The following is a 24,680-nucleotide window of genomic DNA, read 5'->3' on the forward strand; positions in this document are numbered from 1 at the left end:
TGCCGTTTACCCCAGGGGATTTCGGTGAACGGCACCACACGAAGGCGCCGCCCCGCTAGGCTCTCGGCCTTTACGGAACGGCGCCAACTGGTGCGGAAACTGTCAGATTTGGCCGTCTTCCAGCATTTCGGTCACAAGCGCCGCGATCTGGGATCGCTCGGACCTCGTCAGGGTCACGTGCGCGAAGAGCGGATGCCCCTTCAGCTTCTCCACGACGGCGACGACACCGTCGTAGCGCCCGACGCGCAGATTGTCCCGCTGTGCCACGTCATGGGTGAGAACCACCCGTGAATTGGCGCCGATTCGGGACAGAACGGTCAACAGGACGTTCCGTTCCAGCGACTGCGCCTCGTCCACGATCACGAACGCGTCGTGCAGCGAGCGTCCGCGGATGTGGGTGAGCGGCAGGACCTCCAGCATCCCGCGGGAGGTGACCTCCTCGATGACCTCGCGGCTGGTGACCGCGGAGAGGGTGTCGAAGACCGCCTGCGCCCAGGGGCTCATCTTCTCGGCCTCGGAGCCCGGCAGATAGCCGAGTTCCTGCCCGCCCACCGCGTACAGCGGACGGAAGACCATCACCTTCTGGTGCTGGCGGCGCTCCAGGACCGCTTCGAGGCCGGCGCACAGCGCGAGCGCCGACTTGCCGGTGCCGGCCCGGCCGCCCATGGACACGATCCCGACGTCCGGGTCGAGGAGCAGGTCGAGCGCGATCCGCTGCTCGGCGCTGCGGCCCTTGATGCCGAACGCCTCCCGGTCGCCGCGCACCAGCCGGACGTTGCCCTCGGCCGTGACCCTGCCGAGCGCCTTGCCGCGCTCGGAGTGGATGGTCAGACCGGTGTGCACGGGCAGGTCGGACACTTCGGGCACGAAGACGTGCCCCTCCTCGAAGAGGATGTCCACCTGCTCGGCCGGCAGGGTCAGTTCGGACATTCCGGTCCAGCCGGAGGAGTCCGTGATGGCGAGCTCGGCGCGGTACTCCTCGGCGAGGAGACCGACGGAGGAGGCCTTGATCCTGAGCGGCAGGTCCTTCGACACGACGGTGACGTCGAACCCCTCGGCCTGCAGATTGCGGGCGACCGCGAGGATGCGGGAGTCGTTGTCCCCCAGGCGGTAGCCGGTCGGCAGAACGCTGGGGTCCGAGTGGTTGAGCTCGACACGAACGGTCCCGCCGAATTCCCCGATCGGGATGGGGGCGTCGAGGCGACCGTGCTTCACCCGGTAGTCGTCGAGCAGGCGCAGGGCCTGCCGGGCGAAGTAGCCGAGTTCGGGATGGTGCCGCTTCGCCTCCAGCTCCGTGACCACCACGATGGGGAGCACGACCTCGTGCTCCTCGAAGCGGGTCAGGGCGTTCGGGTCGGCCAGCAGGACGCTGGTGTCGAGAACATAGGTGCGCCGGTCTGGCTTGTGGCGCTTTGTGCTGGTCACCACGGAAGGACGTACCCCCTCGGATGAGGTCGGGGAGCGACGGAGTGGAGCTGGACCGGTCGACGGCCGCGATGCACGGGCCGAGAACCGGCCCTCCGCCTTGTCTTCCGTGCTGGAACCGCACGGTCGGGCTGGTGCAAAGGGCCTCCCGGGCGGACGGCCCCGTGCCGTCCGCTGAGATACGACACCCGTGGTTCGGGCATCGACCTGACTGGCTTATGCCCTCGAACACGCGTCACCATGCCGACACTCACGACGGCGCCCCGGTGAACTCCTAGTTACTTGCGCCCCAATATGGGTAAGGGGGTCAGCCTCCGTAGCGGCGGTGTCGCGCGGCGTAGTCGCGCAGGGCCCGCAGGAAGTCGACCTTGCGGAAGGCCGGCCAGAAGACCTCGCAGAAGTAGTACTCGGAGTGCGCGGTCTGCCACAGCATGAAGCCGGACAGCCGCTGCTCGCCGCTGGTACGGATGACGAGGTCGGGGTCGGGCTGGGCGCCGGTGTAGAGGTGGCGGCCGATCATGTCGATGTCGACGGCCTCCGCGAGGTCCTCCATGGAGGTGCCCTTGTCGCGGGCGTCGAGGAGCATCGAGCGCACGGCGTCCGCGATCTCCTGGCGGCCGCCGTAGCCGATGGCCACGTTGACGAGTATCCCGTCGACGTGGGCGGTGGTCTCCTCGGCCTCCTTGAGCGTCGTCTGCATGTTCGACGGCAGCAGGTCGGGGGTGCCCACGTGGTGCACCCGCCAGCGGCCGTCGGCGGCGAGGGTGCGGACGACGTCCTCGATGATGCCGAGGAGCGGACCGAGTTCCTCCTGCGGGCGGTCGAAGTTGTCCGTCGACAGCAGCCACAGGGTGACGACCTCGACGTCCGTCTCGCTGCACCAGCCGAGGAACTCCTCGATCTTCTCGGCGCCGGCGCGGTGGCCGTGCACGGTGGTGGAGCCCGAGGCCTTCGCCCAGCGCCGGTTGCCGTCCATGATGACGCCGATGTGCTTGGGCACCTGAGCGTGGTCCAGGTGGCCTTCCACCCGGCGCGCGTACAGCCTGACCAGCAGGCCGCGCAACTTGTCGCGCAGGTTCACGTGATTGTCAGCCCCTCAGATGCGATCGGACGGGGCGGCCCGCGGCCCAGGCGTGCGGCGGGCGCTCCCTGTCCGTATGGCGGTCCCCGGCGGCGAAAGCCTACCCCCGCCGCACCGCCACTCTCCCAAGAGGAGGCCGGGGAACACAAAAAAACGGGCCGGTCCGTGGGGGGGAGACGGACCGGCCCGAGGGGGGGTTTCCACCATAACCCTTCGTAAGTGATGCTGCGTGCATCGGCGTGCCACAACTACTCTCCGGAATCGAACGGCGACGCCCGGGTGGTCGCCGAGGGCCCTTTTCAGGGCTGCCCCATGGCCGAAAGACAGCTGATTTACAGGGGTTTCGCGAAGGACGCGGCGAGATTCGGGAGGTTCGGCGGGCATGTGCGGCCGTTCGGCGGAATGTCGACGGGGGTCGCCCGGGCGGGTGACGCGGGCCGCGAACCCCGGCTTGACGGCGGTGCGGGCCATGGACATGCAAAAAGGCACCGCGCAGCCCCCTCCACTGCGCGGTGCCGCCCGCGCAGCTTTGCTCACGCGAATTACCTTGGTCTGAACTTACGTGACGCTTGGGGCGGGATGCGACTCGCGGGCATAACAATGTGGAAACCGAGGCGTGTGGGCCGGACGGCATGGCCGCGTGAATCGCCGACGACGGCGGACAGGAGCTGTCCTCATCCCGTCCCGCGGGTCGCCGTCCGCAGCGGCGTTTCCTGGCCAATCCCGCCGAAGCGGGCGTCCGGGGGGCCTCTAGCGGCGCGGCTTGCGGATGTCGAAGAGGTGGCGGGAGCTGTGGGCGACGAAGGGGCCCTTGCTCTGGATCTCCTCGTGCAGGGACCGCAGGCGGTCCTCGTACGCCTCGACCGTGAAGCCGGGGACCATCCACACCACCTTGCGGAGGAAGTGCACGACGGCCGCGATGTCGTGGAACTCGATCCGCAGGCGCTCGGCACGCAGGTCGACGACCTCCAGGCCGGCCGCCTCGGCGCCCGCCCGTTCGCGGTCCGGGTCGCGGCCGGAGCTCTGCTCCACCGGCAGCGGACCGAGGAAGTACTCGACGAGTTCGAAGACGCTGCGCGGGCCGACGTGCTGGGCGAAGTACGTGCCGCCCGGCCGCAGGACGCGGGCGATCTCCGTCCAGTGCGGGGTCACCGGGTGCCGGCTGCTGACCAGGTCGAAGGCACCGTCCGCGAAGGGGAGCGGCGCGTCCTCGTGCGCGGCGACGACCACCGTGCCGCGCGGCCGGAGCAGTTCGGTGGCCTTGGCGACGTTCGGCGGCCAGCCCTCGGTGGCGGCGCTGAGGACCGGCGCGCTCGCGGCGGCCCGGCCCAGCGCGAAGTCGAGCACCTCTCCTCCCCCGGTCTGGATGTCCAGCGCGGCGGTGGCGCGGGCGAGGCGGCCGGCCAGCGACACGGCGTATCCCCACGAGGGCCGTTCCTCCGTGGCCCGTCCGTCGAACCAGGAGAAGTCCCAGCCGTCGGTGGGGACGGCGGCACCCTCGGCGACGAGGGCTTCGAAGGAACGGGGGGCGTCGTGGGGGGCCATGAGGTGATCCTGACAGGGGTACGACGACGGGCGCGCGCGATTTTTCGGGGCGCCGCGCCCGTGTCCGGGCGGGTCACGATTGATTCACGCTGTGCCGTCCCGCGGGCCGAGGTGCGGTCGCAGGAGCTCGTACGCCTGCTGCGCGGTCTCGGCGTCGAGGAGGCCGTCGGCGGTGGCGAGGCAGTCTCGGGCCGTGCGGGCTGCGGTCTCGTCGAGGTCGTCCGGGGTGTGAAGGACGGCCCACAGCCGCATCAGCAGGGTGCCGAACGCGGCGAGCGGACCGGCGACCGGGCCTTCCCTGCGTGCCCACCGTTCGGCGATCAGCCCGCCGACGGCCGGGACGTCCTCGATGCCGTGCCACAGCGGGTCGGGGGCGGCGTACACGACGTGCCGGACGTGGCTGTGCACGAGGGCGCCGCTGCACAGCAGGCAGGGTTCGAGCGTGGTGTGCAGCCGGTGGCCGTCCCGGCGCCGGCCGGCCGGGAGCTGTGCGAGGGCGTTGATCTCGGCGTGGGCGATGGCGGTCCCCGCGAGCTGTCCCGGCGGGGCCTGGGGTTCCTGGGCGCGGTTGCGGCCGGCGGCGACGACCCGTCCGCCGGCGTCGTACAGAACGGCGCCGACGGGCCTGCTGCCGGCCCGAAAGGCCTCCCACGCGAGCTCGAAGGGGAGGCGCCACACGGCGGGTATCGGATCGCCGGGCCCGGTGCGGCCGTTCACCGGACGAGGGGCCCGACCTCCTGTGCCGCGAACCGCACGAACCCCTCCGGGTCGGGTTCGTCGCCCGTCGGCTGGAGGATCACCCGGTCGGCGCCGGCCTCCGCGAGCCGCCGGACGGCCTTCGCGACGGTGTCGGCGTCACCGGCGACACCGAGGTCGGGGACGGACTCCAGGCCCTCGGCGGTGAGTTCGGCGCGCAGCCGGGAGGCGGCGTCGGGGCCGGTGGCGGTGAGGAGGTAGACGACGATCTCGTGGGGTTCGGCGGTGCGTCCGGCCGACTCCCGGCCCTCGTCGACGAGCCGGCGTGCCGCCCGTAGGCCGTCGGCGTTGGTCGACGCAGTCAGGACGGTGCCGTCGGCGGCCTCCCCGGCCAGCCGCAGTGAGCGCGGACCGGTGGCACCGGCCAGGACGGGGGCGGGGGTGGCGGGCGGCCAGTCGAGCTCGACGTCGTCGAGACGGACGTAGCGTCCGGCCGTGGTCAGCCGCTCCCCGCGCAGCAGGGCGCGCAGCGCGAGGAGGTGCTCCCGCAGCAGGGTGACCGGCGACTCGACCCGCGCCCCGACCTGCCCCATCCAGTCCTGCACTCCGTGTCCGACGGCGACGATCGGGCGGCCGGGGAACATGCGGTGCAGCGCCGCCGTCTCCATGGCGGTGACGGCGACGTTGCGCAGCGGCACCGGCAGGAGACCCACCCCGACCTTCAGCCGCTCGGTCCAGGCGAGGGCGGCGGCGGCCGTCGAGATGCCGCCCTCCCGGAAGCAGTCCTCCCACAGCCAGAGCTCCTCGAGCCCGCTGTCGTCGGCGAGTTCGGCGACGGCACGCAGTCGCTCGGGCGGGAGTTGCGGTCGGAACACGGCGCCGAGTCCAGTCATGCCCCTCTTCCTACCCGGCGGCCGTGAACCGGACAACTGCTTTACTCCTGGCCGTTGTCGTCGTCCGGCGCGTACCGCAGGAGTACGACACCGTTGCCGAAGACGTGGCTCTCGACGAGCCTGAGCGAGGCGGCGATGTCGCCCTCCGGGAAGAGCCGCCTGCCCCGGCCGACGAGGGCGGGATGGACGTACACCCGGTACTCGTCGACGAGCCCGAGGCGCAGGAACTCGGCGCCGAGTTCGGCCCCGCCGACCCACAGATCGCCTTGCGTGCGTTCTTTGAGCGCCCGGACCTCCTCGGGTACGACCTCCCGGACCAGGGTGGCGTTCCAGTCGACCTTCTCCAGGGTCCGCGAGTACACGAACTTGGGGATGTCCCGCCAGATCCCGGCGAACTCGACGATGGTCGGGGAGGCGTCCGGGTCGGAGTCGGCGGTGGGCCAGTAGGCAGCCATGAGCTCGTAGACGCGGCGGCCCTCGATCAGGGCGCCGAGTTCCCTGACCGTGTCGTTGAAGTGCTGGTGGAGTTCCTCGTCGACCCGGTTCCAGCTGATGTCGTGGTCCGGGCCCTCCATGTAACCGTCGAGGGAGACGGACATCATCAGGACGATCTTTCCCATGGTCCCCTTCTTTCCCGTGCGCAGGGCGGATACCTTCGGTTCGCGCGGTGGGCGGCACCGCCGGGAGGTCCTGAGTATGGCGCGGCGATGGCGTGACGGGCGGGGCGAACTTGTCGTGCGTCCGGAGGACGGTGAGGCCGCCGTGTCGGTGCCCCTGGAGATCGCCGCCTCCTACCGGTCGCGCACCAGAGGGCTGCTGGGGCGGGACGGCGTCGACGGCGCGATCCTGCTCTCCCCCGCGAACAGTGTGCACACCTTCCGTATGCGCTTCCCCATCGACGTCGCCTACCTCGACCGCGGCCTCAGGGTCGTCGCCGTGCGCACCATGCGGCCGGGCCGGCTCGGACTGCCCCGGCCGCGTTCACGGCATGTCCTGGAGGCCGAGGCCGGCGCGATGGAGGAGTGGGGGCTGCGCGTCGGGGAGCGGGTGGCGGTGCTGGTCTAGGCGCGGCTGCGTTTCCTGAGCGCGGCGGTCAGGGACTCCCACGACCGGTACCGCTTGAACGGGATCTCGAAGATCTTCGAGAACAGCCACGCGCCGGTCACCGAGACGGGCAGCGCGACGGCGAGCGTGAAGAGGAACGTGGGCAGGCCGGGCGCCACGAAGTGCGGGGCCACCCGGCGGATCACCGCCAGGACGATCGGCAGATGGATGAGGTAGAGGCTGTAGGAGAAGCCGCCCAGGCTCTCGACGGGCCGCGTGGTCAGCAGCCGTACCAGGACGGCGGGCCTGCCGGTGGCCACCCCGGCGAGCAGCATCGTCATGGCGGGGGCGATGGCCAGGTCCACCCAGAAGTAGTGGTTCACCGTCCAGACGGATCCCTGTACGACGCCCAGCACCAGGACGGGCAGGGCGGCCAGGCCGGCGAACAGCCCCCACGGCAGGCGCCGCACCCTCTCGGAAGCGGCGACGACTCCCGCACCGGCCATGCCGGCGACGAACACGGGGGCGAGATGGGGAGCGAGCCAGTTGTCGCCCTCGACGGGGGACGCGCCGGGCGCCGTCAGACCGCCGACGATCACCGGAAGCGCCACGCACGCCACCAGGACCGTCGCGTTCGTGCGCCGCCTGACGTACAGGAAGAGAAGGAAGAGGAGATACAGCTCGGCCTCCACCCCGATCGACCAGAAGGCGCCGTTCGGTGTGGGGGCGGTGAACACGTCCTGTGCGACCAGGCCGTAGACCAGGACCGTCGCGGCGGTGGGCGGTCCGAAGTGCGACGCGGGCACCACGAACCAGGAGATGGCCAGGCTCAGGACCAGCGCCGCCCAGTACGGAGGCAGGATGCGCCAGGCGCGCCGGCGCAGGAACTCGGCGGCGCCGCCGGAGCGCCAGCCGTGACGCGCCGGGGAGATCGCCAGCGAGAAGCCGGACAGCACCAGGAAGAAGACGACGGCGACGCGCCCGAACATCAGCACGTCCAGCCAGGCGGGCGCGGAACTGTCGGGGTAGCCCGGGAATGTGTACAGCCAGCAGTGGAACAGAACGACGTACAGCGCCGCCAGGCCGCGCAGGCCGTCCAGGCCCCGCACCTGCCGGCGGGTGGGTGCCTCGCTCGCCCGTTCCGTCCGCCCCGCGGGGCCGGCCACGTCCACGACGCTGCCGACCGGCGGACTCGAATCAACTGAAATCGCTCGGACCCTTCTCTGGGAATCCAGCCTGCCACGGACCGTCGGTGACTGGTACGTGGTGGCCGGCCGAGCGGTTCAACGGACGCCCGTCAGCTCTCGCTGCGCGGGAACGACACCTCCACACGGCGGTTCTTGCGCCGCCCCTCCTCCGTGGCGTTCGAGGCGATCGGGTAGTCCTCGGAGTAGCCGCGGACCTCGAAGGTGATGCCGGGGTCGTTCAGCTCCTGGGCGAGGACGTCCTGCACGGCGTTCGCGCGCTGCCTCGACAGGACGAGGCCGTGGGCGTAGCTGCCCAGGTCGTCGGTGAAGCCGAAGACACGGACGTGCGTCGCGTGCTGCTTCTTGATCTCGTCCGCGATCGTCGCGATACGGGACTTGGCCTCGCCGTTCAGCTTGGCGCTGTCCTTGCTGAACAGGACCTCCGCCTGCAGGGCGAACGTCACGGACGTGTTGGTGTCCGAGCGGCGCTCGTCGCCGTTCTCGTCCTCCACGACCGACTTGATGTCCAGGACCTTGGGGGCGGCGAGGGTGGCGCCCTCGGGGAGCTTGAGATCGGGGTCGTTCGGGTCGACCTCGACCGGGGCGGAGGCGGAGGGCTCGGTGCCCGGGGGCACGCTGGGACTGCCGTCGGCATGCGCCGTCACGGCTCCGACGAGGTTGGTCGCGACCATGAGGGTGGCGGCCGTGAGGAGCAGGGGGAGGCGGGGGGCGGTCACTTGGGGCCTCACCCGGAGATCTCGATGTCAGCGGGCGCGAACATAGGCAGTTGGAAGGACACTTGGGTCGTGTCGGCGGGCGGCGCGGGGAACTGCATGAATACCGGGACGCTCTCGCCCGACTTGACGGAAGTAATGCCCGTCGTGGTCAGCGGGCGGCCGTCCGTGTCGCGCAGGACGTAGTACCGCTTCTTGCCTTTGGAGTCCACCAGTGTGGCGCCGCCCAGCGATCGGCCGTTCCTGATGATCTCGGTTTCGTTGCCGCTCAGCTGCGCCGGAAGCGTGAGTGTCTTGCCGCTGTCGTTCTTCAGGTTTCCACTGACTGTGACAAAGCCACCGGAATCCCGCTTGGCGGAAGTGACCTGAATAAGGAGGCCGTCGGGGCCTTTCAACTCTGCCAGGGGTTCTTCGGACTGGCCTTCCTGAGCACTCGGGTCGGTCCCCCCGGTTTTGGACGCAGACGCCGTTGCCTCCGGCTTCTTGCCGTCGCCACCACTGCCGCAGCCGGCCACTCCGAGGGCCAGTCCGACCGCGACGGTCAACGCGACCGTCCCCCTGCGGGCCTTCGTGGTGAACCGAATGCTCATGACTGCGTTTCCCTTGTCTCGTCGTTCGTTTGTCACTCGGCCAGGTGGACGTCGAACAGGTCCTGGGGTTCCGGCAGATCGGTGAGATCCTTCGGATCCAGCTTCCAGTCCCTGTCCTTGCAGGTGAGCTGCGGCAGCGTGTCGCCTCCGGCGTCACCGGCCGGAGGGACGAACGAGCACAGCGGGTCGATGACGGCCGTGGCGGACGCCCTGGAGCGCTTGTCCGCGACACCCGGGACTATGGAGTCCCCGACGGGCTTGTTGGTCGTGACCTCGACGGTGTAGGTGAGGGGATCCGGCCGCTGACACAGCGCACCGCTCAGCACCGCGTCGTTCTGCTCGGCGAGTTGCGCTGCGCGGGCACACGCCTGGTCGTCCGGCAGATTGCCGTCGAAGAGGTCCTGCCACTTGGCCGGATCGAGTACGTCCGTCACCCACTGGCCCGCGAGTTCGTCCCTGGTGTGCTGAGCCGCCGCGAGCGCTGCCGCATCGGCCGCCGTTTGTGCACCGTTCCGATTCACAGCGGCCTGGCCGACCGCGACGTAGGCGAACGCGAGAAAGAGCAGACCCGCCACCACCGTGATGTAGATGGGGAAGGCCTGCCCTGCATCGTCGTGACTACGCAGGCGCATCAACCACCGGTCACCTCGGTGATCTTGTCGGTGATTGCGTTGAAGATCGTCTGCCCGATGTCCGTACCCGTGATCGCCAGCACGATCGCCACGACCACCGCGATGATGCCCAGGTACTCCACGGCCGTCTGGCCCTTGTCGTTGCGGGCGGTGCGAGCCTGCAGGTACGCGACGGTGGTGTTGATCCAGCTGCTCATGGTGCTCCCCTCCGGGTTCGCTTCCGATCCCGGAACCGTACGATGCCGTCCCTCGGCGTCCCGAGGGTCCCAGGACCCAATCCCGGGCCCAAACACGCCTGCGACCCCGCATGGCGCCTCACCCCGTCCCTCGCGTGCCGAGCCACGTGGCCGTGGCCTCGGAGCGGTTGGTGCTGTGGAGTTTGGCGAAGATGCGGTTAATGTGGTTCTTGACGGTCTTCTCGCTGATGAAACAAGTGGCGGCGATCTGCTGGTTGTTCATGCCGGACGCGATGAGGTCCATGATCTCCGCCTCCCTCGTACTCAGCCGGGACCGTGACCCGAACTGTCCCACATCTGGTTGCACTTGCGAAAGGGTTTGTGAAGAAACTAGTGGAGACTTGACAGTTGCGGGGGGAGGAGAATGTGCAATCGCACTTCTCAGTACGTCGGCCGCCGTCGCCGTGAAGTGCGCCCGGCCCTCCCTGACGTCCTGGATCGCCGCGACCAGCCGGTCGGCCGTGAACTCGCCGTGGACCAGGTAGCCGGCCGCTCCGCGGCGCAGGGCCTCCTGGACGATCTCCGACTCACTGCTGTACGTGAGCATCAGCACCGGTGCGATCGGCACCAGGTAGGGCAGGACCGACAGACCGTCCATGCCGGGCATGCGGACGTCCAGGAGGACGACGTCGGGGCGGCAGCGCCGGGCCGCCTCGTAGGCCTCGCGGCCGTCGGCCGCCTCGGCGGCGACCGTGATGTCCTCGCGCCCGGAGAGCAGGGCGGTCAGGCCCGCGCGGACCACCAGGTTGTCGTCGGCGACCACCACCCTCAGGGGCGGGGGCGGCTGGGCCGCGGGCAGGTCGGGAAGGTCCGGCATCGGCGGCCTCCTCTCGTCGGCGTGGGGGATCGGCGTGACGCTCATGCGGTCTGTGCGGTCAGGGCCGTGAGCGGCAGCTCCAGGCGGACCTCGGTGCCCCGCGCGTGGTCTCCGCGGCCGACGCTGATCCGGGCGCCCACCGACGCCGCTCGCTCCACCATGCCGACCAGGCCGAAGTGGCCCGCGCGGCGCAGCTGTTCGAGGGTGGTGCCGGGTGGCAGGCCGCCGCCGTCGTCGTACACGCTGATGCACAGCAGGCCCTCGTGCACGCCCCCGCTGACGTCGATCCGGGTGGGGGCCGCGTGGCGGTGGGCGTTCTCCATGGCCTCGTCGGCGATGGTGAGGAGCTGGCGGGCGACGGCGGGCGGGACCGGGGGCACGGTGTCGTCGCCGGTCGGGCTGCAGGCGGCGGACAGGCCGGTGCGGGTGGCGAAGTCCCGGGTGCGGGAGGCGAGTTCGGCCAGTACGTCGATGCCGTGGTCGGGGTCGTTCTCGCGCCGCAGGTCGGTGAGGAGTTCGCGGGTCTCGGCGGCGGCGCGGCGGGCGGAGCGGGCGACCAGTTCCGCCTGCTGCCTCAGCCGGGCCGGATCGGCGCCGTCCCGGCCCGCCGAGGCCGCGAGGCCGTCCGCGGCGAGGGCCACGCCGTGCAGGGTCTTGGCCACCGAGTCGTGCATCTCCCGTGCCAGGCGGGCGCGTTCGGCGCTGACCGCCTCGGTGACGGCGAGGCGGGCCTGGACCTGGGTGAGGGCCTCGGTCGCGGTGCCGAAGCGGAGCATCAGGCCCCGCAGCGACGAGCCGACCGCGCCGGCGATGACGCACAGGCCGGGCAGGAGCAGGGACTCGGCGAGGGCGGCGTGCAGGTCGTGCCTGGTCGCGTAGACCAGCAGGAGGATGAGGGACTGCAGGGACGCGAAGCACGCCGCTCCCCGCCAGCTGTAGACGATCCCCGCCAGCAGCGGGGTGCAGACGCTGACGTACGCGAGTGTGGTGTCCGGGCCCGCCGAGATCAGCAGCAGGGAGCCGAGGAGGGTGTCGACCGCCAGCAGGGTGGGGTGGCGCAGGAGCAGGGGGCCGAAGCGCTCCCAGTCCCGGTACAGGACGTAGGACCCCATGAAGGTGACCACGACGGCGGCGCCGACCAGGCGGACGGGCATGCCGGGGGCGGCGTTGACGAGGGCCGCCGGGGCGGCCAGGGCGATCATCGCCAGGCGGAAGGCGAAGACCTGACGGCACATGGCCTGCAGGGCGTTGACCTGGATGGAGAGGGCGGGGGCTTCGGGGGCGGCATCGGCGGGCGCGGCCGGTGCCGGCGGCGCCGTCTTCGTCGCCTGCCGCGGTACGGCCGGCAGCGGTGCCGGGGTCTCCGCCAGGACCCAGCCGGGCGGGAGCGCGGGCGTCACCGAGGTCACCGGGACGTCGGGCGCTCCGGTGCGCGCGTGGTCCGGCAGGACCGTGCCGGTCGGCGGCGTGGTGATCCGCGCCGTCCTCGGGCGGCGCCTCGGCGGTCCGCCGCGTTCCTTGGTCGTCGCCATGCTCCTCGCCCTCCCCTGCCTACTTGCCCGTGAGCGTGCCGAAGTCGGTGCCGGAGCCGAGCAACAGTCCCGCGCCGAGCAGGAGCAGTGTCGCCGGGACCATGAACGTGGTGATCATCAGCGTGGCCCGCGGGACGGCCCGCGCGGCCTTGCGGCGGGCGTTCTGGGCGTCCGTGCGGCGCATGTCCTTGGCCAGTGAGACGAGGGTTTCCACGATGGGGGCGCCCAGCTCCTCGCCCTGCTGCAACGCCGTCACGAACATGGCCACCTGCTCGGAGTCGTTGCGGCGGCGCAGTTCCGCGAAGGCCTGGCGGCGGCTCATGCCGAGGTCCATCTGGCGCAGGGTGATACGCAGTTCGTCGGCCCAGGGGCCCTCGTAGCGGGACGCCACCCGGTCCAGGGCCTGCCGGAAGCCGAGGCCCGCGCTCACCACGACGGCCAGCACGTCCAGGAAGTCGGGGAGGGTGCGCTCGATGACGTCCTTGCGATGGCGGATCGCCACCCAGATGCCGACCTCGGTCCAGAACGCGCCGAACGCGAGCAGCAGCAGCGCGACGAGGTACTGGCCGCGCAGCAGGAACACCAGGAAGCCGACGGCGCCGAGGAAGCCGTAGACCGCGCGCCGGGCGGCGTACCGGTCGATGGTCAGGCCGCCCGGGTTGCCCGCGAGGTCGATCTTGCGGCGGTACTTGGCGACCAGTCCGGGGCCCATCAGGCGCAGGACCGCGGGGGCGTAGCGCATGCCGAGGCGGTCGATGAGGGAGTCGACCGCGCCGGTGCGGGTGGCGCCGACCTCCAGGGCCAGGAGCAGGTCGCCGGGGAGCTTGGCCTCCGCCCGGTACATGCGGATGCCGGCGAAGACGCCCCAGACGCTGAGGCCCATCACGAGCGCGAGCAGCAGTGCCATGTCACATATCCCCCTTTCCTCAGACGTCGATCCGCGACATGCGCCGGATGAGTACGAACCCGACGGCGTACATGGCGAAGGCGATGATCACGCACGCCTGTCCGACGGGCGAGCCGGTCATGCGGTCCAGGGCGCCGTCCTTGACGCCGTTCATCAGGAACAGGGAGCCGATGCCCATCACGGGTACGGCGTACGCCGTCATGTTGACCTGGGAGAGCTGGGTGCGGATCTCGCGCCGGGTCTCCTTGCGCTCCTCCAGCGTCTCGGTGAGGTTGCGCAACGCTCCGACGACCTGTCCGCCCGCCCGGTTGGACAGCACCAGGGTCGTGACGAGGACGACCAGTTCGCGGGAGGGCAGCCGGTCGGCGAGGTCCCCCAGCGCCTCGTCGAGGGACTGGCCGATCGCCAGCTGGTTGGCGACCTTCTCCAGTTCCTCGCCGGCCGGTGCCTCCAGCTCCTCCGCCGCCATGCTGATCGCGGTGCGCAGCGCCAGCCCCGCCTGCGTGGCGTTGGCCAGGATCCGCGCCAGTTCGGGGAGTTGGTTGATGAACTTCTCGATGCGTTTCTGCCGCTGCCAGTTGAGGAACTGCCAGGCCGCCCAGACACCGAGCAGACCGGCGAGCGGACCGAAGAAGGGGGCGAGGGAGGCCTGGCCGATGAGCCACAGCGCGGCGACCGCGGCGAGCATGTAGACGAAGAACTCGCCCGGGGTGATGTCGAGTCCGGTCGCGGCGAGCTTCAGCTCCAGTTTCCGGCCGAGCCCGGTGCGGCGCAGCCGGCGGTCGAGGTTGCGGAAGCGGCGGGAGCGGCCGGTGACCGGTATCCGGCCGGTGTGCGAGAGCCGTTCGACGAGCGCGGCGCGCTCGGCGCGTCCCGTGGCGTACGCGTGCAGGCCCATGACGGCCAGGACGCAGGTCAGCAGCGTGATGCCGGTGGTGAGGGCGACGAGGTCTTGCAGATCCATGGGGGCGGCACCTACCTGGCTTCTCGGGTGGCTAGCTGTTCTGCGGTCCGGGCGACGCCGAAGGCCTGGGGGACGGCCTGGTTCGCCATGTAGAGGCGGTCCGCGCTGCGGCGGGTGAGGGGGTAGTGCTCGAAGGCGCCGTGGATCCGGCCGTCCGGGGCCATGGGCCGGGCGTTGAAGCGGGCCACGGTGGCCAGCCGGTACGGCTCCCCGCCGTGGCTGTCGAGCAGGGCGACCTCGGTGACGCGGCGGGCGCCGTCGGCGAAGCGGGTGAGCTGGATGATGACGTCGACGGCGCTGTTGATCTGGTCGTGCAGGGCGACGAAGGGGACCTCGACGTCGGACATGGACGCCAGGGTCTGCAGGCGCATCAGCGCGTCCTCGGCGCTGTTGGCGTGGACGGTGGCGAGGGAGCCGTCGTGGCCGGTGGACATGGCCTGGAGCATGTCGAGGGACTCGCCGCCGCGGACCTCGCCGACGACGATGCGGTCGGGCCGCATGCGCAGGGAGTTGCGGACCAGGTCGCGGATGGTGATCTGGCCCTTGCCCTCGACGTTCGGCGGGCGGGACTCCAGGCGGATCACGTGCGACTGCTGGAGCTGGAGTTCGGCGGAGTCCTCGATGGTGATGATGCGCTCGCCCTCCGGGATCAGTCCGGACAGGGCGTTGAGCAGGGTCGTCTTGCCGGTGCCGGTGGCGCCGGAGACGATGATGTTGAACTTGGCCCGGACCAGGCCCGCGAGCAGGAACAGGATGTGCTCGTCGAGGGAGCCGAAGCTCACCATCTCCTGGAGCGTGAAGGAGCGCGGGAAGCGGCGGATGGTGAGAGTGGCGCCGGTGAGAGAAAGCGGCGGGATGATGACGTTGACGCGCTCGCCGGAGGGGAGGCGGGCGTCGACCATCGGATTGGACTCGTCCACGCGCCGGTTGACCGTCGACACGATCCGCTCGATGGTCTGCATCAGCTGGTCGTGGGAGGCGAAGCGGAGCGGCAGCTGCTCGACGCGGCCGCCGCGTTCCACGAAGATCGCGTCAGGGCCGTTGACCATGATCTCGGTGATCGACGCGTCCTCGAGGAGGGGTTCGAGGATGCCGAGGCCGAGTGCCTCGTCGACCACCCGGCGTATCAGCTGGGAGCGTTCGACCGTCGACAGCACCGGGCCCTCGCGGCTGATGATGTGCCCGAGGACGCGCTCCAGACGGGCCCGGCGCTCGGCCGCGGCCAGCGAGGACATCTCCGCGAGGTCGATCTCCTCCAGGAGCTTGGCCCGGTAGGAGGCGACCAGGTGCGCGTCCTCGCCCCGGTGGCCGTTCTCCTCGGGGGAGTTGATGCGTGCCCGCAGGCTCATGGGTCGGTGCTCCTCGCTGTGCCCGGGTGTCTCAGTGGTCGAGCGGCATGACGGCGGTCTTGCTGGCTTCGTAGTGGCCCAGTCCGGGGAAGAGGACGGGGATGGTCACGTGCGAGGTGACCCGCACCTCCGTGCCCAGGTTCGCCGACTCGCAGGTGGCGTCCAGGTTGGCGGCCTGCGCGCAGGCCGCGCCCGCCGCCTGCTGGAGGGAGGCCGCGCGGGCCCCCGCCCTGGCCGCCGTGCCCGCCTGCTGGGCGGCGTACGCGATCAGCCCGAGCTGCACTCCGGCGAGCGCGACGAGAAGCAGGACGGGAAGGAACCCCAGGTATTCGATGGCCACTTGACCGGCGTCACGACGTCCGCGGTGGTACGTCATCTCACTCCTTCACCTCCTCCACCGCGCCCGCGTGTCCGTGCACGGTGAAGGGGAAGGAGACCGACCCCGGGAAGAGGACGGGGACCTTGATCGCCACGTCCGCGGTCACGAAGCCGGTGCCGCCGCAGTCCACCTTGGCCGCTCCCCTCCAGACCCCCGACAGGTGCTTGAGCGCCGCCTGTTCGCAGGCGCCGGACCGCTCCCCCCGAGGCGCGGCCGTGGCCGCCCGCACGCCCTCGTCGGCAGCATTCCCCGCGAGCGAGTAGGCGTACCCCACCAGCACGAACTGCCACACCAACACCAACGTCAGGATGATCAGCGGGGTCATGCCCAGGAACTCGATGGTCACCTGCCCCCGGTCGCCGCGCGGCCTCCTCATGGCCCCAGCTCCCTGCGCCGCCGGAAACTCACCGACCCCCGGTCCCCCCGGAACCGCCCCCCGCCGCGGTGCGCCCCTTCCACCGCCCTCATCAGGCCCAGCTCCGCGGCGAGACCCCAAAGGGCCTGCTTGACCGCTCCCTTGTTTTCCAGTTCGTGGATGCGACCGGCGTCCACCGCGGACTGCAGTTCCTTGAAGTTGGCCGGGATCGCGGTCGCGGCGACCGCGGTGCCGGTGATCTTCTGGATGAGCGGCGGCTGGATCTCGGCGGCCCGTGAGTGCCGGTTGACGACGACCGTCGTCTCCTCCGCCTTGCGGATCTGCAGCCGGTCCCACATCCGCACGGTCCGCTTGGCGCCCCGCACCGCGACCACGTCCGGGGTGGTGACCAGCAGTGCCAGGTCGGCCATCTCCACGGCGGCGGCGCCGGCCCCGCTCAACTGGGCGCCGCAGTCGACGACCACGACCTCGTAGCGGGACCTGAGGGCGCTGATGATCTGCCGGGCCGCCCGGTCCGTCATCTCCTCGCCGCGCTCGCCCTCCCCCGGCGCGAGCAGCAGCGACAGGCCCGTGTCGTGCCGGAAGACGGCGTCCGCCAGGACCCGCGGCGAGATGTCGTTGATCGCGGCCAGGTCTACCACCGACCGCCGGAACTGGACGTCCAGGTAGGAGGCGATGTCACCGGTCTGCAGGTCCATGTCCACCAGGGCCGTGGCGGGCCCCGAGGCCTGTGCGGCCAGGGCGAGCTGAATGGCGGTGAGGGTCGCCCCGACCCCGCCCTTGGACCCGCTCACCGTCACGACGGTCCCGCCGACGCCGGTGAACACATCGCCTCCGGCGCCCAGATGACGCCGTACGCCCACCGACCACTGGGCGACGGCCTGCACGCGGCTCGCCAGCTCCTCGTAGCTCAGCGGGAGGGCCACCAGGCCGCGCGCGCCGTAGTCCATGGCGGCCTGGAAGAGGCCGGGGCTGGCGTCCGTGGTGACGAGGATGACCCCGACCGCCGGGAAGCGCAGCGCCACCTCGCGGATGAGTTCCAGGGCCGGGACCGGGCCGATGCGCTCGTGGACCACCACGACCTCGGGGAGCTCGTCGACCGACTCGGCGGCCAGGCGGCCGAGGGTGTCGACGAGCTGGGTAGAGTCGGCGACCGGGGCGACCGGTTCGGCGTCCGGGAGCTGGCTGAGCAGGGTCGTGAGGGAACGGACCGCGTCCGCGTCACCGACGGCCGGGAGGATCCTGGTGGGCATGCGGGCTCACTTGTCCTTCGCGAGTTCGTACGTGCGGTCCTTGTCCGGGACCGTCGTGCCGCCGCCCGGTGCGACCAGCGCGAGCCGGACCCGCTGGGCGAACGACTCGGCGTAGGTGATGCGCTGCGCGTCGAGGGTGGAGAGGGCGAAGGTGATGGGGACCGTGTCGGTCGGCTGGTTCTTGCCGGCCTCCGAGGGGTCGAGCGCCTTGATCTGGCCCACGTTCAGGACCTTCGCGTTCGTTACGATGATCTTGGACTCGGCCGGGTCGCCCTGCCGCTGCCCCGCGAAGGTGGCGTAGACGTTGACCGTCGAACCGGGCGTGATCTGACCCGCCACCCCGGTCGCCGCGTCGATCATGATGGCGACCTCCTGCTGCCCGGGCTGCAGGGCCGGCTGATCCACGATCATGTCGGTCTGCAGCAGGGAGCCCGGCTTCAGCGTGGTGACGGCGATCTTGCCCCGGACGTCACCGATATGGGTGACCGCGTTCTCCGACAGCCAGCGCCTGGGCATCGAGATCTTCTCGAACTGGTCCGTACTCAGCTGGGTGTAGGGCTTTATCTCGGCCTTGACCTGGTACGCCGTGACCTCGGGCCCGACCTTGGACCGCACGTCGCCGATCACGGACAGGACGCCGGCGAACGCGCCGAGGGCGCAGACGATCGACAGGACCAGCAGGAGCACGCCGCGGCGCTGACGGGAGTTCATGAACCGTACAACCTCATTGGGGGATATCGGTCGAGCGGATGGGGGGTGTGCGAGCGGTACGCGGAGCTGTGGCCTGCGGGTTCAGGAGCCTCTCCCGGCGGGGAGCTGCCTGGGGCCGTCCGGGGGCGGCGGCGGGGTGGCGGAGCAGAACACGCAGCGGTCGCCGATCACGTCGATGCCGCACCAGTGGCAGACGCCCTGCCGGACGGACGTGACCAGCTGGTAGAGGACCGAGAGGTCGGGCAGGTAGGCGGCGAACTCGACCAGCTTGTTCGTGCCCCACCAGGCGGCGGACTCGGCGGGCGCCGGGATCTCCCGCAGTCCCTGGGCGTTCCACTGCTTGGCCAGCGTGGCGGTGACCCAGTCCGACTGCAGCTGCCCCTTGCCGACCAGCATCCGGGTGCCGAACTCCGGTCCGGGAAGGGCGGCCCCGGGCCCGAGCTTGACCAGCCGCGGCTCGGGATGGGCCAGTACGGCGAACTGGCTGCCCGGCACCCAGGACTTGGCGTGCGACTTCAGGCCCACGGGTACGCGGTCCAGCCGGGCGACGGAGCCGAGCAGCGCGCCCGCGTGGATGTAGTGGGTCAGCAGCCGGCCCGCGGAGGCCAGGACGCCCGGGCTGAGGTCGCAGGAGGCGAGCTGGCGCAACTGGCGGGCCAGGACCGCGAGTCCGAGCGGGGGCAGATCGGGCCGGAAGAGGGCGATCCGGTCGCTCTCCAGCAGGGAGCGGATCGTCCGCAGCCGCTGCTCCACTCCGGCGGGCGCCGCCCTCGAGCAGACGACGACGAGATGCCCGTACTGGTCGATCAGGGCCTGTACGGCCGCCAGCGCCTGGTCGAGCGGCTGACGGTCCAGATCCCGCAGGACGACGGCGGGCAGGGTCCGTTCGTCCTGCGGCGGCAGCGCCATGTCGGCACTGGTCACGGCAACGGCTGTTGGCACGCGCAGCTCCCCGTGTTGCGCCGTCGGCGCACCGGGGTTACTCCGGTGCACCGAAATGACTTCACTGCGTGACTACGTCAGCACTGTAACCACGGGCCTGTGACCGGAGAACAGCGTTTGTGCAGCTGATGTGGAACTGCCGCCTCACAAGTTGCGCCAAAACGGGGCAGCTTGTGCATCTTGCCGATCCCGAACCGACCCCCGGCCCCCCACGACCCCCCGGCCACCGCATTTGGTCTGGACCTCTTGACAGCCGTATTGGTCTGGACCAACTTATTGTCATGTCCCCACAGAGACGATCAGCACGGTTCTGGTCAGGAGCCGTCACCGCCGCCCTCGCCCTCACCTTCCTGGGCACGGGCCAGGCGTCCGCCGCGGACGTCAACAACGCCCAGAACGCCGGCTTCGAGTCGGGTCTGGGCAACTGGACCTGTTCCGCGAGCAGCGGGACCACGGTCTCCTCCCCCGTCCACAGCGGCTCGGCCGCCCTGAAGGCGACACCGGCCGGGCAGGACGACGCCCAGTGCAGCCAGACGGTGGCGGTGCGACCGGGCTCCACGTACACCCTGAGCGCCTGGGTGCAGGGCGGGTACGCCTTCCTGGGCGTCACCGGCACCGGCACCACCGACGTCTCCACCTGGACCCCGGACTCGTCCTCCTGGAAGCAGCTGTCGACGAGCTTCACCACCGGGGCGTCTACGACGTCCGTGACGGTCTACACCCACGGCTGGTACGGGCAGGCCGCCTACTACGCCGACGACGTCTCGGTCTACGGCCCCGACGGCGGCGGCGGGGGCAGCGGCGGCGGCCCGACGGTCCCGGCCGCGCCGGGCGGCCTCACGGTCTCCGGTACGACGTCCTCGTCGGTGTCGCTGGCCTGGAACACCGTGTCCGGCGCAACCGGCTACAACGTCTACCGGGACGGCACCAAGGTCACGGCGGTGACGGGGACGTCGGCGACCGTGACCGGCCTCGCCGCCGCCACCTCGTACTCCTTCCAGGTCACGGCGACGAACTCGGCCGGTGAGTCGGCGAAGTCCGGGGCGGTCACCGGGAGGACGGCCACCTCCGGCGGGGGCGGCGGAGGCGGCACGCTGCCCAAGCACGCCGTCACCGGGTACTGGCAGAACTTCAACAACGGGGCGACGGTGCAGAAGCTCTCCGACGTCTCCGCCCAGTACGACATCATCGCGGTGGCGTTCGCGGACGCGACGACGACACCGGGCGCGGTCACCTTCAACCTCGACTCGGCGGGGCTCGGCGGCTACACCGTCGACCAGTTCAAGGCGGACATCAAGGCCAAGCAGGCCGCCGGGAAGAAGGTGATCGTCTCGGTCGGCGGCCAGAACGGCACGGTGTCGGTGAGCGACTCCACGTCCGCGACGAACTTCGCCAACTCGGTCTACTCGCTGATGCAGACCTACGGCTTCGACGGCGTCGACATCGACCTGGAGAACGGACTCAACGCCACCTACATGTCCCAGGCGCTGCGGGCCCTGTCGGCGAAGGCGGGCTCGTCCCTGATCATCACCATGGCCCCGCAGACCATCGACATGCAGTCGACGTCCGGCTCCTACTTCCAGACCGCGCTGAACATCAAGGACATCCTGACGGTCGTCAACATGCAGTACTACAACAGCGGTTCGATGCTGGGCTGCGACGGCAAGGTGTACTCGCAGGGGTCGGTGGACTTCCTGACCGCCCTGGCCTGCATCCAGCTGGAGGGCGGCCTCGCACCGTCCCAGGTCGGCCTCGGGCTGCCGGCCTCCACGAGCGCGGCGGGCAGCGGTTACGTGTCGCCGGCCGTGGTGAACAACGCCCTGGACTGCCTGGCCAAGGGCACCAACTGCGGTTCCTTCAAGCCGTCGAAGACGTACCCCGACCTGCGGGGCGCGATGACGTGGTCGACGAACTGGGACGCGTCGGCCGGCAGTTCGTGGTCCGGCTCGGTGGGAGCGCATGTGCACGCGCTGCCGTAGCGGAAGAAAGGTGAAACATTTCCCCGGGGCCACCGCATCAATGAAGTGAGAACGGCGTCGCGGACAGGGGGAACGGGCATGAGACAGGCACGCGCGGACGAGTACGCGGAGTTCGCGGCGGCGCGTGCCGGGCATCTCTACCGTTCCGCCTGTCTGCTCACCGCCGGTGACACGCATCTCGCCGAGGACCTCGTGCAGGAGACCCTCGGAAGGCTGTACGTCAGCTGGGGACGCGTGTCACGGGTCGGCAACCCCGCCGGGTACGCGCAGACCGTTCTCGCGCGTACGTTCCTCGCCCATCAGCGCCGGCGCAGCAGTACCGAGCGTGCCACCGACGTGCTGCCCGACCGGGCGTACGACGGCACCGGGGACACACCGCTGCGGCTGACCCTGCTGGAGGCGCTCTCCCGACTGCCCGCGAAGGACCGGGCGGTGGTCGTCCTGCGCTACTGGGAGGACCGCTCCATCGAGGAGACCGCCGACGCCATGCGCGTCAGTTCGGCCGCCGTGCGCACCCGCTGTGTGCGTGCGCTGGGGCGGCTGCGCCGGCTGCTGGGCGAGGAGCTCGGCGAGTACGCCCGCCCCTGACCGCTCCCTCACACCTCACTTCGCGAAACGGTGGTCCGTCATGCCCGACGTCGAACAGCACAGCGACCCCTTCGAGGAACAGCTCTCGGACGACCTGCGCCGCGCCGGCGCCGGGTTCGACGCCGACCGGTCCGCGCTCGTCGCCGCGGGGGCGGTGCGCGGGCGGCGCCGGCTGCTCAGGCGGCGGGCCGCCGTCGCGGGCGGGGCCGCCTCCCTCGCGCTCGTGGGGCTGGGCGGGGCGCTGCTGCTGCCGGGCGGCGGCGGTGGTGGTCCGGCGCCGCTCGGAGCGGCCTCCGTGGGCGCCTCCCGCCACACCGCCTCCGCGGCCCCCGCCGCCGTCTCCGGCGACGCGCTGATCCGCGCCCTCGAAAAGCTGCTCCCCGACGGGAAGTTCGGCAAGGCGCAGGCGCGCGGCACGGACGAGGAGCCGGGGCCGTACGTGAGTGGTGTGTACGACGACGGCAAGGGCGCGGCGACGATCGCCGTGAGCCTCGGGCGGGTCCAGCCGGGCAGCGACGAGGCGCGGCAGACCACCGAGTGCCCGGGGAAGGTGTTCATGCACTACGACGCCTGCGGCACGACCCGGCTGCCGGACGGCTCGGTGGTGATGGTCATGCAGGGGTACGAGTATCCGGACCGCCGGGTGGACACCAAGCTGTGGAGCGCCGAGCTGGTCACACCCGAGGGCCATCACGTCGGCGTCAGCGAGTGGAACGCGGCGGCCGAGAAGGACGCGCCGGTCACCCGGCCCGAACCGCCCCTGTCCCCGGCCCGGTTGCGGCAGCTCGCGGCCGCCCGCGTCTGGCGGGACGCCGTCGACGCGACGCCCGAGGTCCCCGGCCGGCCGGCCGGCGATCCCACGCCCACGGCCACCCGGCCCGCCGTGGCGGTCGCCCCGACGCTCCGGAGCCTGCTGCCCAAGGGGAGGTTCACGGTGTCGGAGGACAGCGGCGACGACACCGGCTACGGCTATCTCGTCGTCGACGACGGCAAGGGCAAGTGCTTCGTCCAGGTCAACGTCCAGGACGACATGTCGGACGTCGCCGGTGACCTGTTCGGCTCCGGCTCCGAGAAACTGCCCGACGGCACGAGGGTCGCCGTGCACCAGGGGCCCAGTGAGAAGGGCGGCTCGGGCGCGGTGATGTGGACGGTCGACACCATGCGGAGCGACGGCAGGCGGGTCGTGATCAGCGAGCTCAACTCCGGCGCCCCGCACGACGCGGCGACGCGCACCAACCCCGCCCTGACGGTCGCGCGGCTGCGGACGATCGCCCTGAGCCCGAAGTGGTGGCGGTAGCCCCGGCGGCCGCGGGACCGCCGGCCGGGCCGGGCAGGTGACGGCCGCCCGGGGGGTGGGCGAACCCCGGGCGGCCGGACCGAGCGGAACGGCTATCGCCGACCGCAGCCGTCCGCCCCGCACGTACCGAGCTCGAACCACACGGTCTTGCCCGGTCCTTCCGGGTGGCAGCCCCAGCGCAGCGCCAACGCCTCCACCAGGAACATCCCCCGCCCGCTCTCCGCGGCGCCCGCCTCGCACACCCGCGGCTCGCGGCGGCCGCCGTCGCTCACCTCGCAGTGCAGCACGCCGTGCGCCGCCCACAGGGTGAGCCGGAAGCGGCCCGCGGAGTGCCGCAGGGCGTTCGTGGCCAGCTCGCTGACCAGCAGCTCGGCCACGTCCGCGAGGTCGCCGTCGCCGTCCGTGAGCCCCCACCGCTCCAGCTGCCCGCGGACCTCGGCGCGGGCCTCGCGGACGCTGGTGGGGCAAGGGGCGTACTCGGTGCTCGAACAACCGGCTCCCAGGGGCGGTTGGGGATACGCGGTGTGCAGCATGGGGACGAGGATGGCCTCCCCGCGGGCGCGCCGCACGGGGAGGACTACCCGAATCCATACCTGCCACTACCCGTACTGCAGCCGTACGGTCGCCCCGTGGGCGTCGTCGCGGATGTCGACGTACGCGCACACCTGGCGGGCGAACCACAGCCCCTGCTCCGGCTCCAGTTCGGTGGCGGGCGGCGGGACGAAGCCGGCGAGCGGGTCGTCGACGCGGCGGGCGGTGCGCAGTTCGCAGACGCAGGCGGGAGCCTCGCCCCACAGCGTGACGCCGGTGACCGGGCCGAGGGCGGCGGCCGCGGCGGTCACGGACTCGGCGAGCAGCTCCGCGTCCACCCGGCTCAGCCCTCGGGCCACCGCCCGGGAGCGCACGGCGTCGGCCCAGGGCTCGCCGAGCGGCTCCGCGTCGGCCGGGGGCGCCGACAGCGGTACGGCGTCCAGCTCGGCGGCGAGCCGGACCGGCTCCTCGTAGACGCCGGTGCCGGGGTGGGCGCGGCGGGCCGCCGCGGCGAGGGCCTCGCCGGTGATCCGGGTGTCGTAGACGCACAGGGCGGTCGTGGCCATGGGCGCGAACAGGAGGTTGGCCAGGGCCTCGTAGCGCAGCCACTCGCCGGTCTCCCGGGCGGAGCGTCCGGCGCGGCCGTCCCAGACCGGTTCCATCAGCAGGTGGAGACGGCCGCCGGGGCCGGCGTTCCCGGCGAGGTAACCGGCGCTCTGGGCGACGGCGTTGGCGGCCGAGCCGGTGTACCAGTCGGTGTGCTCGATGAAGGCGACGTCCTTGGCGTCGGCGCCGAGCGTGTCGCGCAGCAGGCCCAGCTTGCCGGGGGCGGCGATGGCGACGGGCGGGGGTTCGCCGGGCGCGCCGAGGCCCTCGGCGAGGAAGGGCAGGGCGGCGGCCACGAACTCGTCGTCGGCGCCGAAGACGGCCATGCGGTGGTCGAAGCGGGTGGTGGGTTCGGCGGTCATGGTTCTCCTCGGGGTGGGGAGGGT

Annotated in this window: 27 protein-coding genes; 4 read left to right on the forward strand and 23 right to left on the reverse strand. The window is 71.3% G+C overall.

Going from position 1 to position 24,680, the window contains the following annotated elements; genetic code table 11:
* Nucleotides 1-102 precede the first annotated feature (102 nt).
* The 6 genes from ACIGDI_RS11525 to ACIGDI_RS11550 all read right to left on the reverse strand — a co-directional run bounded on the left by ACIGDI_RS11525 (nucleotide 103) and on the right by ACIGDI_RS11550 (nucleotide 6,260).
* Entirely contained in the window at nucleotides 103-1,428 is a 1,326-nt protein-coding gene (locus ACIGDI_RS11525) for a PhoH family protein (RefSeq protein WP_384822163.1), read from the reverse strand.
* Nucleotides 1,429-1,732: 304 nt separating this feature from the next.
* Entirely contained in the window at nucleotides 1,733-2,506 is a 774-nt protein-coding gene (locus ACIGDI_RS11530; protein WP_272177133.1) for an isoprenyl transferase, read from the reverse strand.
* A gap of 750 nt (nucleotides 2,507-3,256) precedes the next feature.
* Nucleotides 3,257-4,051 (reverse strand): methyltransferase domain-containing protein, encoded by a 795-nt coding sequence (locus ACIGDI_RS11535; protein ID WP_399894036.1) that lies wholly within the window; start codon nucleotides 4,049-4,051, stop codon nucleotides 3,257-3,259.
* Nucleotides 4,052-4,135: 84 nt separating this feature from the next.
* Nucleotides 4,136-4,768: a nucleoside deaminase gene (locus ACIGDI_RS11540; RefSeq protein WP_399894040.1), complete on the reverse strand. Its 633-nt coding sequence runs from the start codon at nucleotides 4,766-4,768 to the stop codon at nucleotides 4,136-4,138.
* Nucleotides 4,765-5,640 (reverse strand): LLM class flavin-dependent oxidoreductase, encoded by an 876-nt coding sequence (locus tag ACIGDI_RS11545; protein ID WP_399894043.1) that lies wholly within the window; start codon nucleotides 5,638-5,640, stop codon nucleotides 4,765-4,767. The genes ACIGDI_RS11540 and ACIGDI_RS11545 overlap by 4 nt, the downstream gene beginning before the upstream one ends.
* Nucleotides 5,641-5,681: 41 nt before the next feature.
* A complete protein-coding gene (locus ACIGDI_RS11550; protein WP_399894046.1) occupies nucleotides 5,682-6,260 on the reverse strand; it encodes a dihydrofolate reductase family protein in 579 nt (192 codons plus the stop codon).
* 76 nt (nucleotides 6,261-6,336) lie between these two features.
* On the opposite strand from ACIGDI_RS11550, the gene ACIGDI_RS11555 reads away from it, so the two are divergent.
* Nucleotides 6,337-6,705, forward strand: a complete 369-nt coding sequence (locus tag ACIGDI_RS11555; RefSeq protein WP_399894049.1) for a DUF192 domain-containing protein — start codon at nucleotides 6,337-6,339, stop codon at nucleotides 6,703-6,705.
* Here the strand turns inward: ACIGDI_RS11555 and ACIGDI_RS11560 are convergent.
* The 15 genes from ACIGDI_RS11560 to ACIGDI_RS11630 form a co-directional block, all read right to left on the reverse strand.
* Nucleotides 6,702-7,850 carry an acyltransferase family protein gene (locus ACIGDI_RS11560; RefSeq protein WP_399894052.1) on the reverse strand — a complete coding sequence of 383 codons (1,149 nt, stop codon included), beginning with the start codon at nucleotides 7,848-7,850 and terminating at the stop codon, nucleotides 6,702-6,704. The two genes, ACIGDI_RS11555 and ACIGDI_RS11560, sit on opposite strands and share 4 nt — an antisense overlap.
* 131 nt (nucleotides 7,851-7,981) lie before the next feature.
* Nucleotides 7,982-8,563 (reverse strand): OmpA family protein, encoded by a 582-nt coding sequence (locus ACIGDI_RS11565; protein ID WP_399895239.1) that lies wholly within the window; start codon nucleotides 8,561-8,563, stop codon nucleotides 7,982-7,984.
* A gap of 53 nt (nucleotides 8,564-8,616) precedes the next feature.
* Nucleotides 8,617-9,195, reverse strand: coding sequence for a hypothetical protein (locus ACIGDI_RS11570; protein ID WP_399894055.1), 579 nt, complete (start codon nucleotides 9,193-9,195; stop codon nucleotides 8,617-8,619).
* A 32-nt stretch (nucleotides 9,196-9,227) separates the two neighbouring features.
* The gene (locus tag ACIGDI_RS11575) at nucleotides 9,228-9,827 is read right to left on the reverse strand and encodes a pilus assembly protein TadG-related protein (protein ID WP_399894058.1); all 600 of its coding nucleotides are present in this window, start codon (nucleotides 9,825-9,827) and stop codon (nucleotides 9,228-9,230) included.
* Nucleotides 9,827-10,024: a Flp family type IVb pilin gene (locus ACIGDI_RS11580; protein WP_058923499.1), complete on the reverse strand. Its 198-nt coding sequence runs from the start codon at nucleotides 10,022-10,024 to the stop codon at nucleotides 9,827-9,829. The genes ACIGDI_RS11575 and ACIGDI_RS11580 overlap by 1 nt, the downstream gene beginning before the upstream one ends.
* Nucleotides 10,025-10,142: 118 nt before the next feature.
* Nucleotides 10,143-10,880 (reverse strand): response regulator, encoded by a 738-nt coding sequence (locus ACIGDI_RS11585; protein ID WP_399894062.1) that lies wholly within the window; start codon nucleotides 10,878-10,880, stop codon nucleotides 10,143-10,145.
* A 41-nt stretch (nucleotides 10,881-10,921) separates the two neighbouring features.
* Entirely contained in the window at nucleotides 10,922-12,412 is a 1,491-nt protein-coding gene (locus ACIGDI_RS11590) for a sensor histidine kinase (RefSeq protein ID WP_399894066.1), read from the reverse strand.
* Between the two features lie 19 nt (nucleotides 12,413-12,431).
* The gene (locus ACIGDI_RS11595) at nucleotides 12,432-13,319 is read right to left on the reverse strand and encodes a DUF5936 domain-containing protein (protein WP_200705331.1); all 888 of its coding nucleotides are present in this window, start codon (nucleotides 13,317-13,319) and stop codon (nucleotides 12,432-12,434) included.
* Nucleotides 13,320-13,338: 19 nt separating this feature from the next.
* Nucleotides 13,339-14,283 carry a type II secretion system F family protein gene (locus ACIGDI_RS11600; protein ID WP_399894069.1) on the reverse strand — a complete coding sequence of 315 codons (945 nt, stop codon included), beginning with the start codon at nucleotides 14,281-14,283 and terminating at the stop codon, nucleotides 13,339-13,341.
* A gap of 11 nt (nucleotides 14,284-14,294) precedes the next feature.
* Nucleotides 14,295-15,632: a CpaF family protein gene (locus ACIGDI_RS11605; RefSeq protein WP_200705329.1), complete on the reverse strand. Its 1,338-nt coding sequence runs from the start codon at nucleotides 15,630-15,632 to the stop codon at nucleotides 14,295-14,297.
* Between the two features lie 31 nt (nucleotides 15,633-15,663).
* Nucleotides 15,664-16,008, reverse strand: coding sequence for a TadE/TadG family type IV pilus assembly protein (locus tag ACIGDI_RS11610; protein WP_399894074.1), 345 nt, complete (start codon nucleotides 16,006-16,008; stop codon nucleotides 15,664-15,666).
* Nucleotide 16,009: 1 nt separating this feature from the next.
* The gene (locus ACIGDI_RS11615; RefSeq protein ID WP_399894077.1) at nucleotides 16,010-16,387 is read right to left on the reverse strand and encodes a TadE/TadG family type IV pilus assembly protein; all 378 of its coding nucleotides are present in this window, start codon (nucleotides 16,385-16,387) and stop codon (nucleotides 16,010-16,012) included.
* Nucleotides 16,384-17,640 (reverse strand): CpaE family protein, encoded by a 1,257-nt coding sequence (locus ACIGDI_RS11620; protein ID WP_399894080.1) that lies wholly within the window; start codon nucleotides 17,638-17,640, stop codon nucleotides 16,384-16,386. The genes ACIGDI_RS11615 and ACIGDI_RS11620 overlap by 4 nt, the downstream gene beginning before the upstream one ends.
* A 6-nt stretch (nucleotides 17,641-17,646) precedes the next feature.
* Nucleotides 17,647-18,351 (reverse strand): Flp pilus assembly protein CpaB, encoded by a 705-nt coding sequence (gene cpaB / locus ACIGDI_RS11625; RefSeq protein ID WP_200705456.1) that lies wholly within the window; start codon nucleotides 18,349-18,351, stop codon nucleotides 17,647-17,649.
* Nucleotides 18,352-18,432: 81 nt separating this feature from the next.
* A complete protein-coding gene (locus tag ACIGDI_RS11630; protein WP_399894083.1) occupies nucleotides 18,433-19,293 on the reverse strand; it encodes a hypothetical protein in 861 nt (286 codons plus the stop codon).
* 281 nt (nucleotides 19,294-19,574) lie between these two features.
* On the opposite strand from ACIGDI_RS11630, the gene ACIGDI_RS11635 reads away from it, so the two are divergent.
* From ACIGDI_RS11635 to ACIGDI_RS11645, 3 genes are all read left to right on the forward strand, one after another.
* Entirely contained in the window at nucleotides 19,575-21,272 is a 1,698-nt protein-coding gene (locus ACIGDI_RS11635; RefSeq protein ID WP_399894086.1) for a chitinase, read from the forward strand.
* Nucleotides 21,273-21,350: 78 nt separating this feature from the next.
* Entirely contained in the window at nucleotides 21,351-21,860 is a 510-nt protein-coding gene (locus ACIGDI_RS11640; protein WP_399894089.1) for a SigE family RNA polymerase sigma factor, read from the forward strand.
* A 40-nt stretch (nucleotides 21,861-21,900) separates the two neighbouring features.
* Nucleotides 21,901-23,157 (forward strand): hypothetical protein, encoded by a 1,257-nt coding sequence (locus tag ACIGDI_RS11645; RefSeq protein WP_399894092.1) that lies wholly within the window; start codon nucleotides 21,901-21,903, stop codon nucleotides 23,155-23,157.
* Between the two features lie 92 nt (nucleotides 23,158-23,249).
* On the opposite strand, the gene ACIGDI_RS11650 is transcribed toward ACIGDI_RS11645, so the two are convergent.
* Entirely contained in the window at nucleotides 23,250-23,690 is a 441-nt protein-coding gene (locus ACIGDI_RS11650; protein ID WP_399894095.1) for an ATP-binding protein, read from the reverse strand.
* 66 nt (nucleotides 23,691-23,756) lie between these two features.
* On the reverse strand, nucleotides 23,757-24,656 hold the full coding sequence (locus tag ACIGDI_RS11655) for an anti-sigma factor RsbA family regulatory protein (RefSeq protein ID WP_399894098.1): 900 nt from the start codon (nucleotides 24,654-24,656) through the stop codon (nucleotides 23,757-23,759).
* Between the last annotated feature and the right edge of the window lie 24 nt (nucleotides 24,657-24,680).

Origin of the sequence: Streptomyces sp. NPDC085900, assembly GCF_044540925.1 — a bacterium.
In the GTDB taxonomy this organism is placed as follows: domain Bacteria; phylum Actinomycetota; class Actinomycetes; order Streptomycetales; family Streptomycetaceae; genus Streptomyces; species Streptomyces gilvifuscus.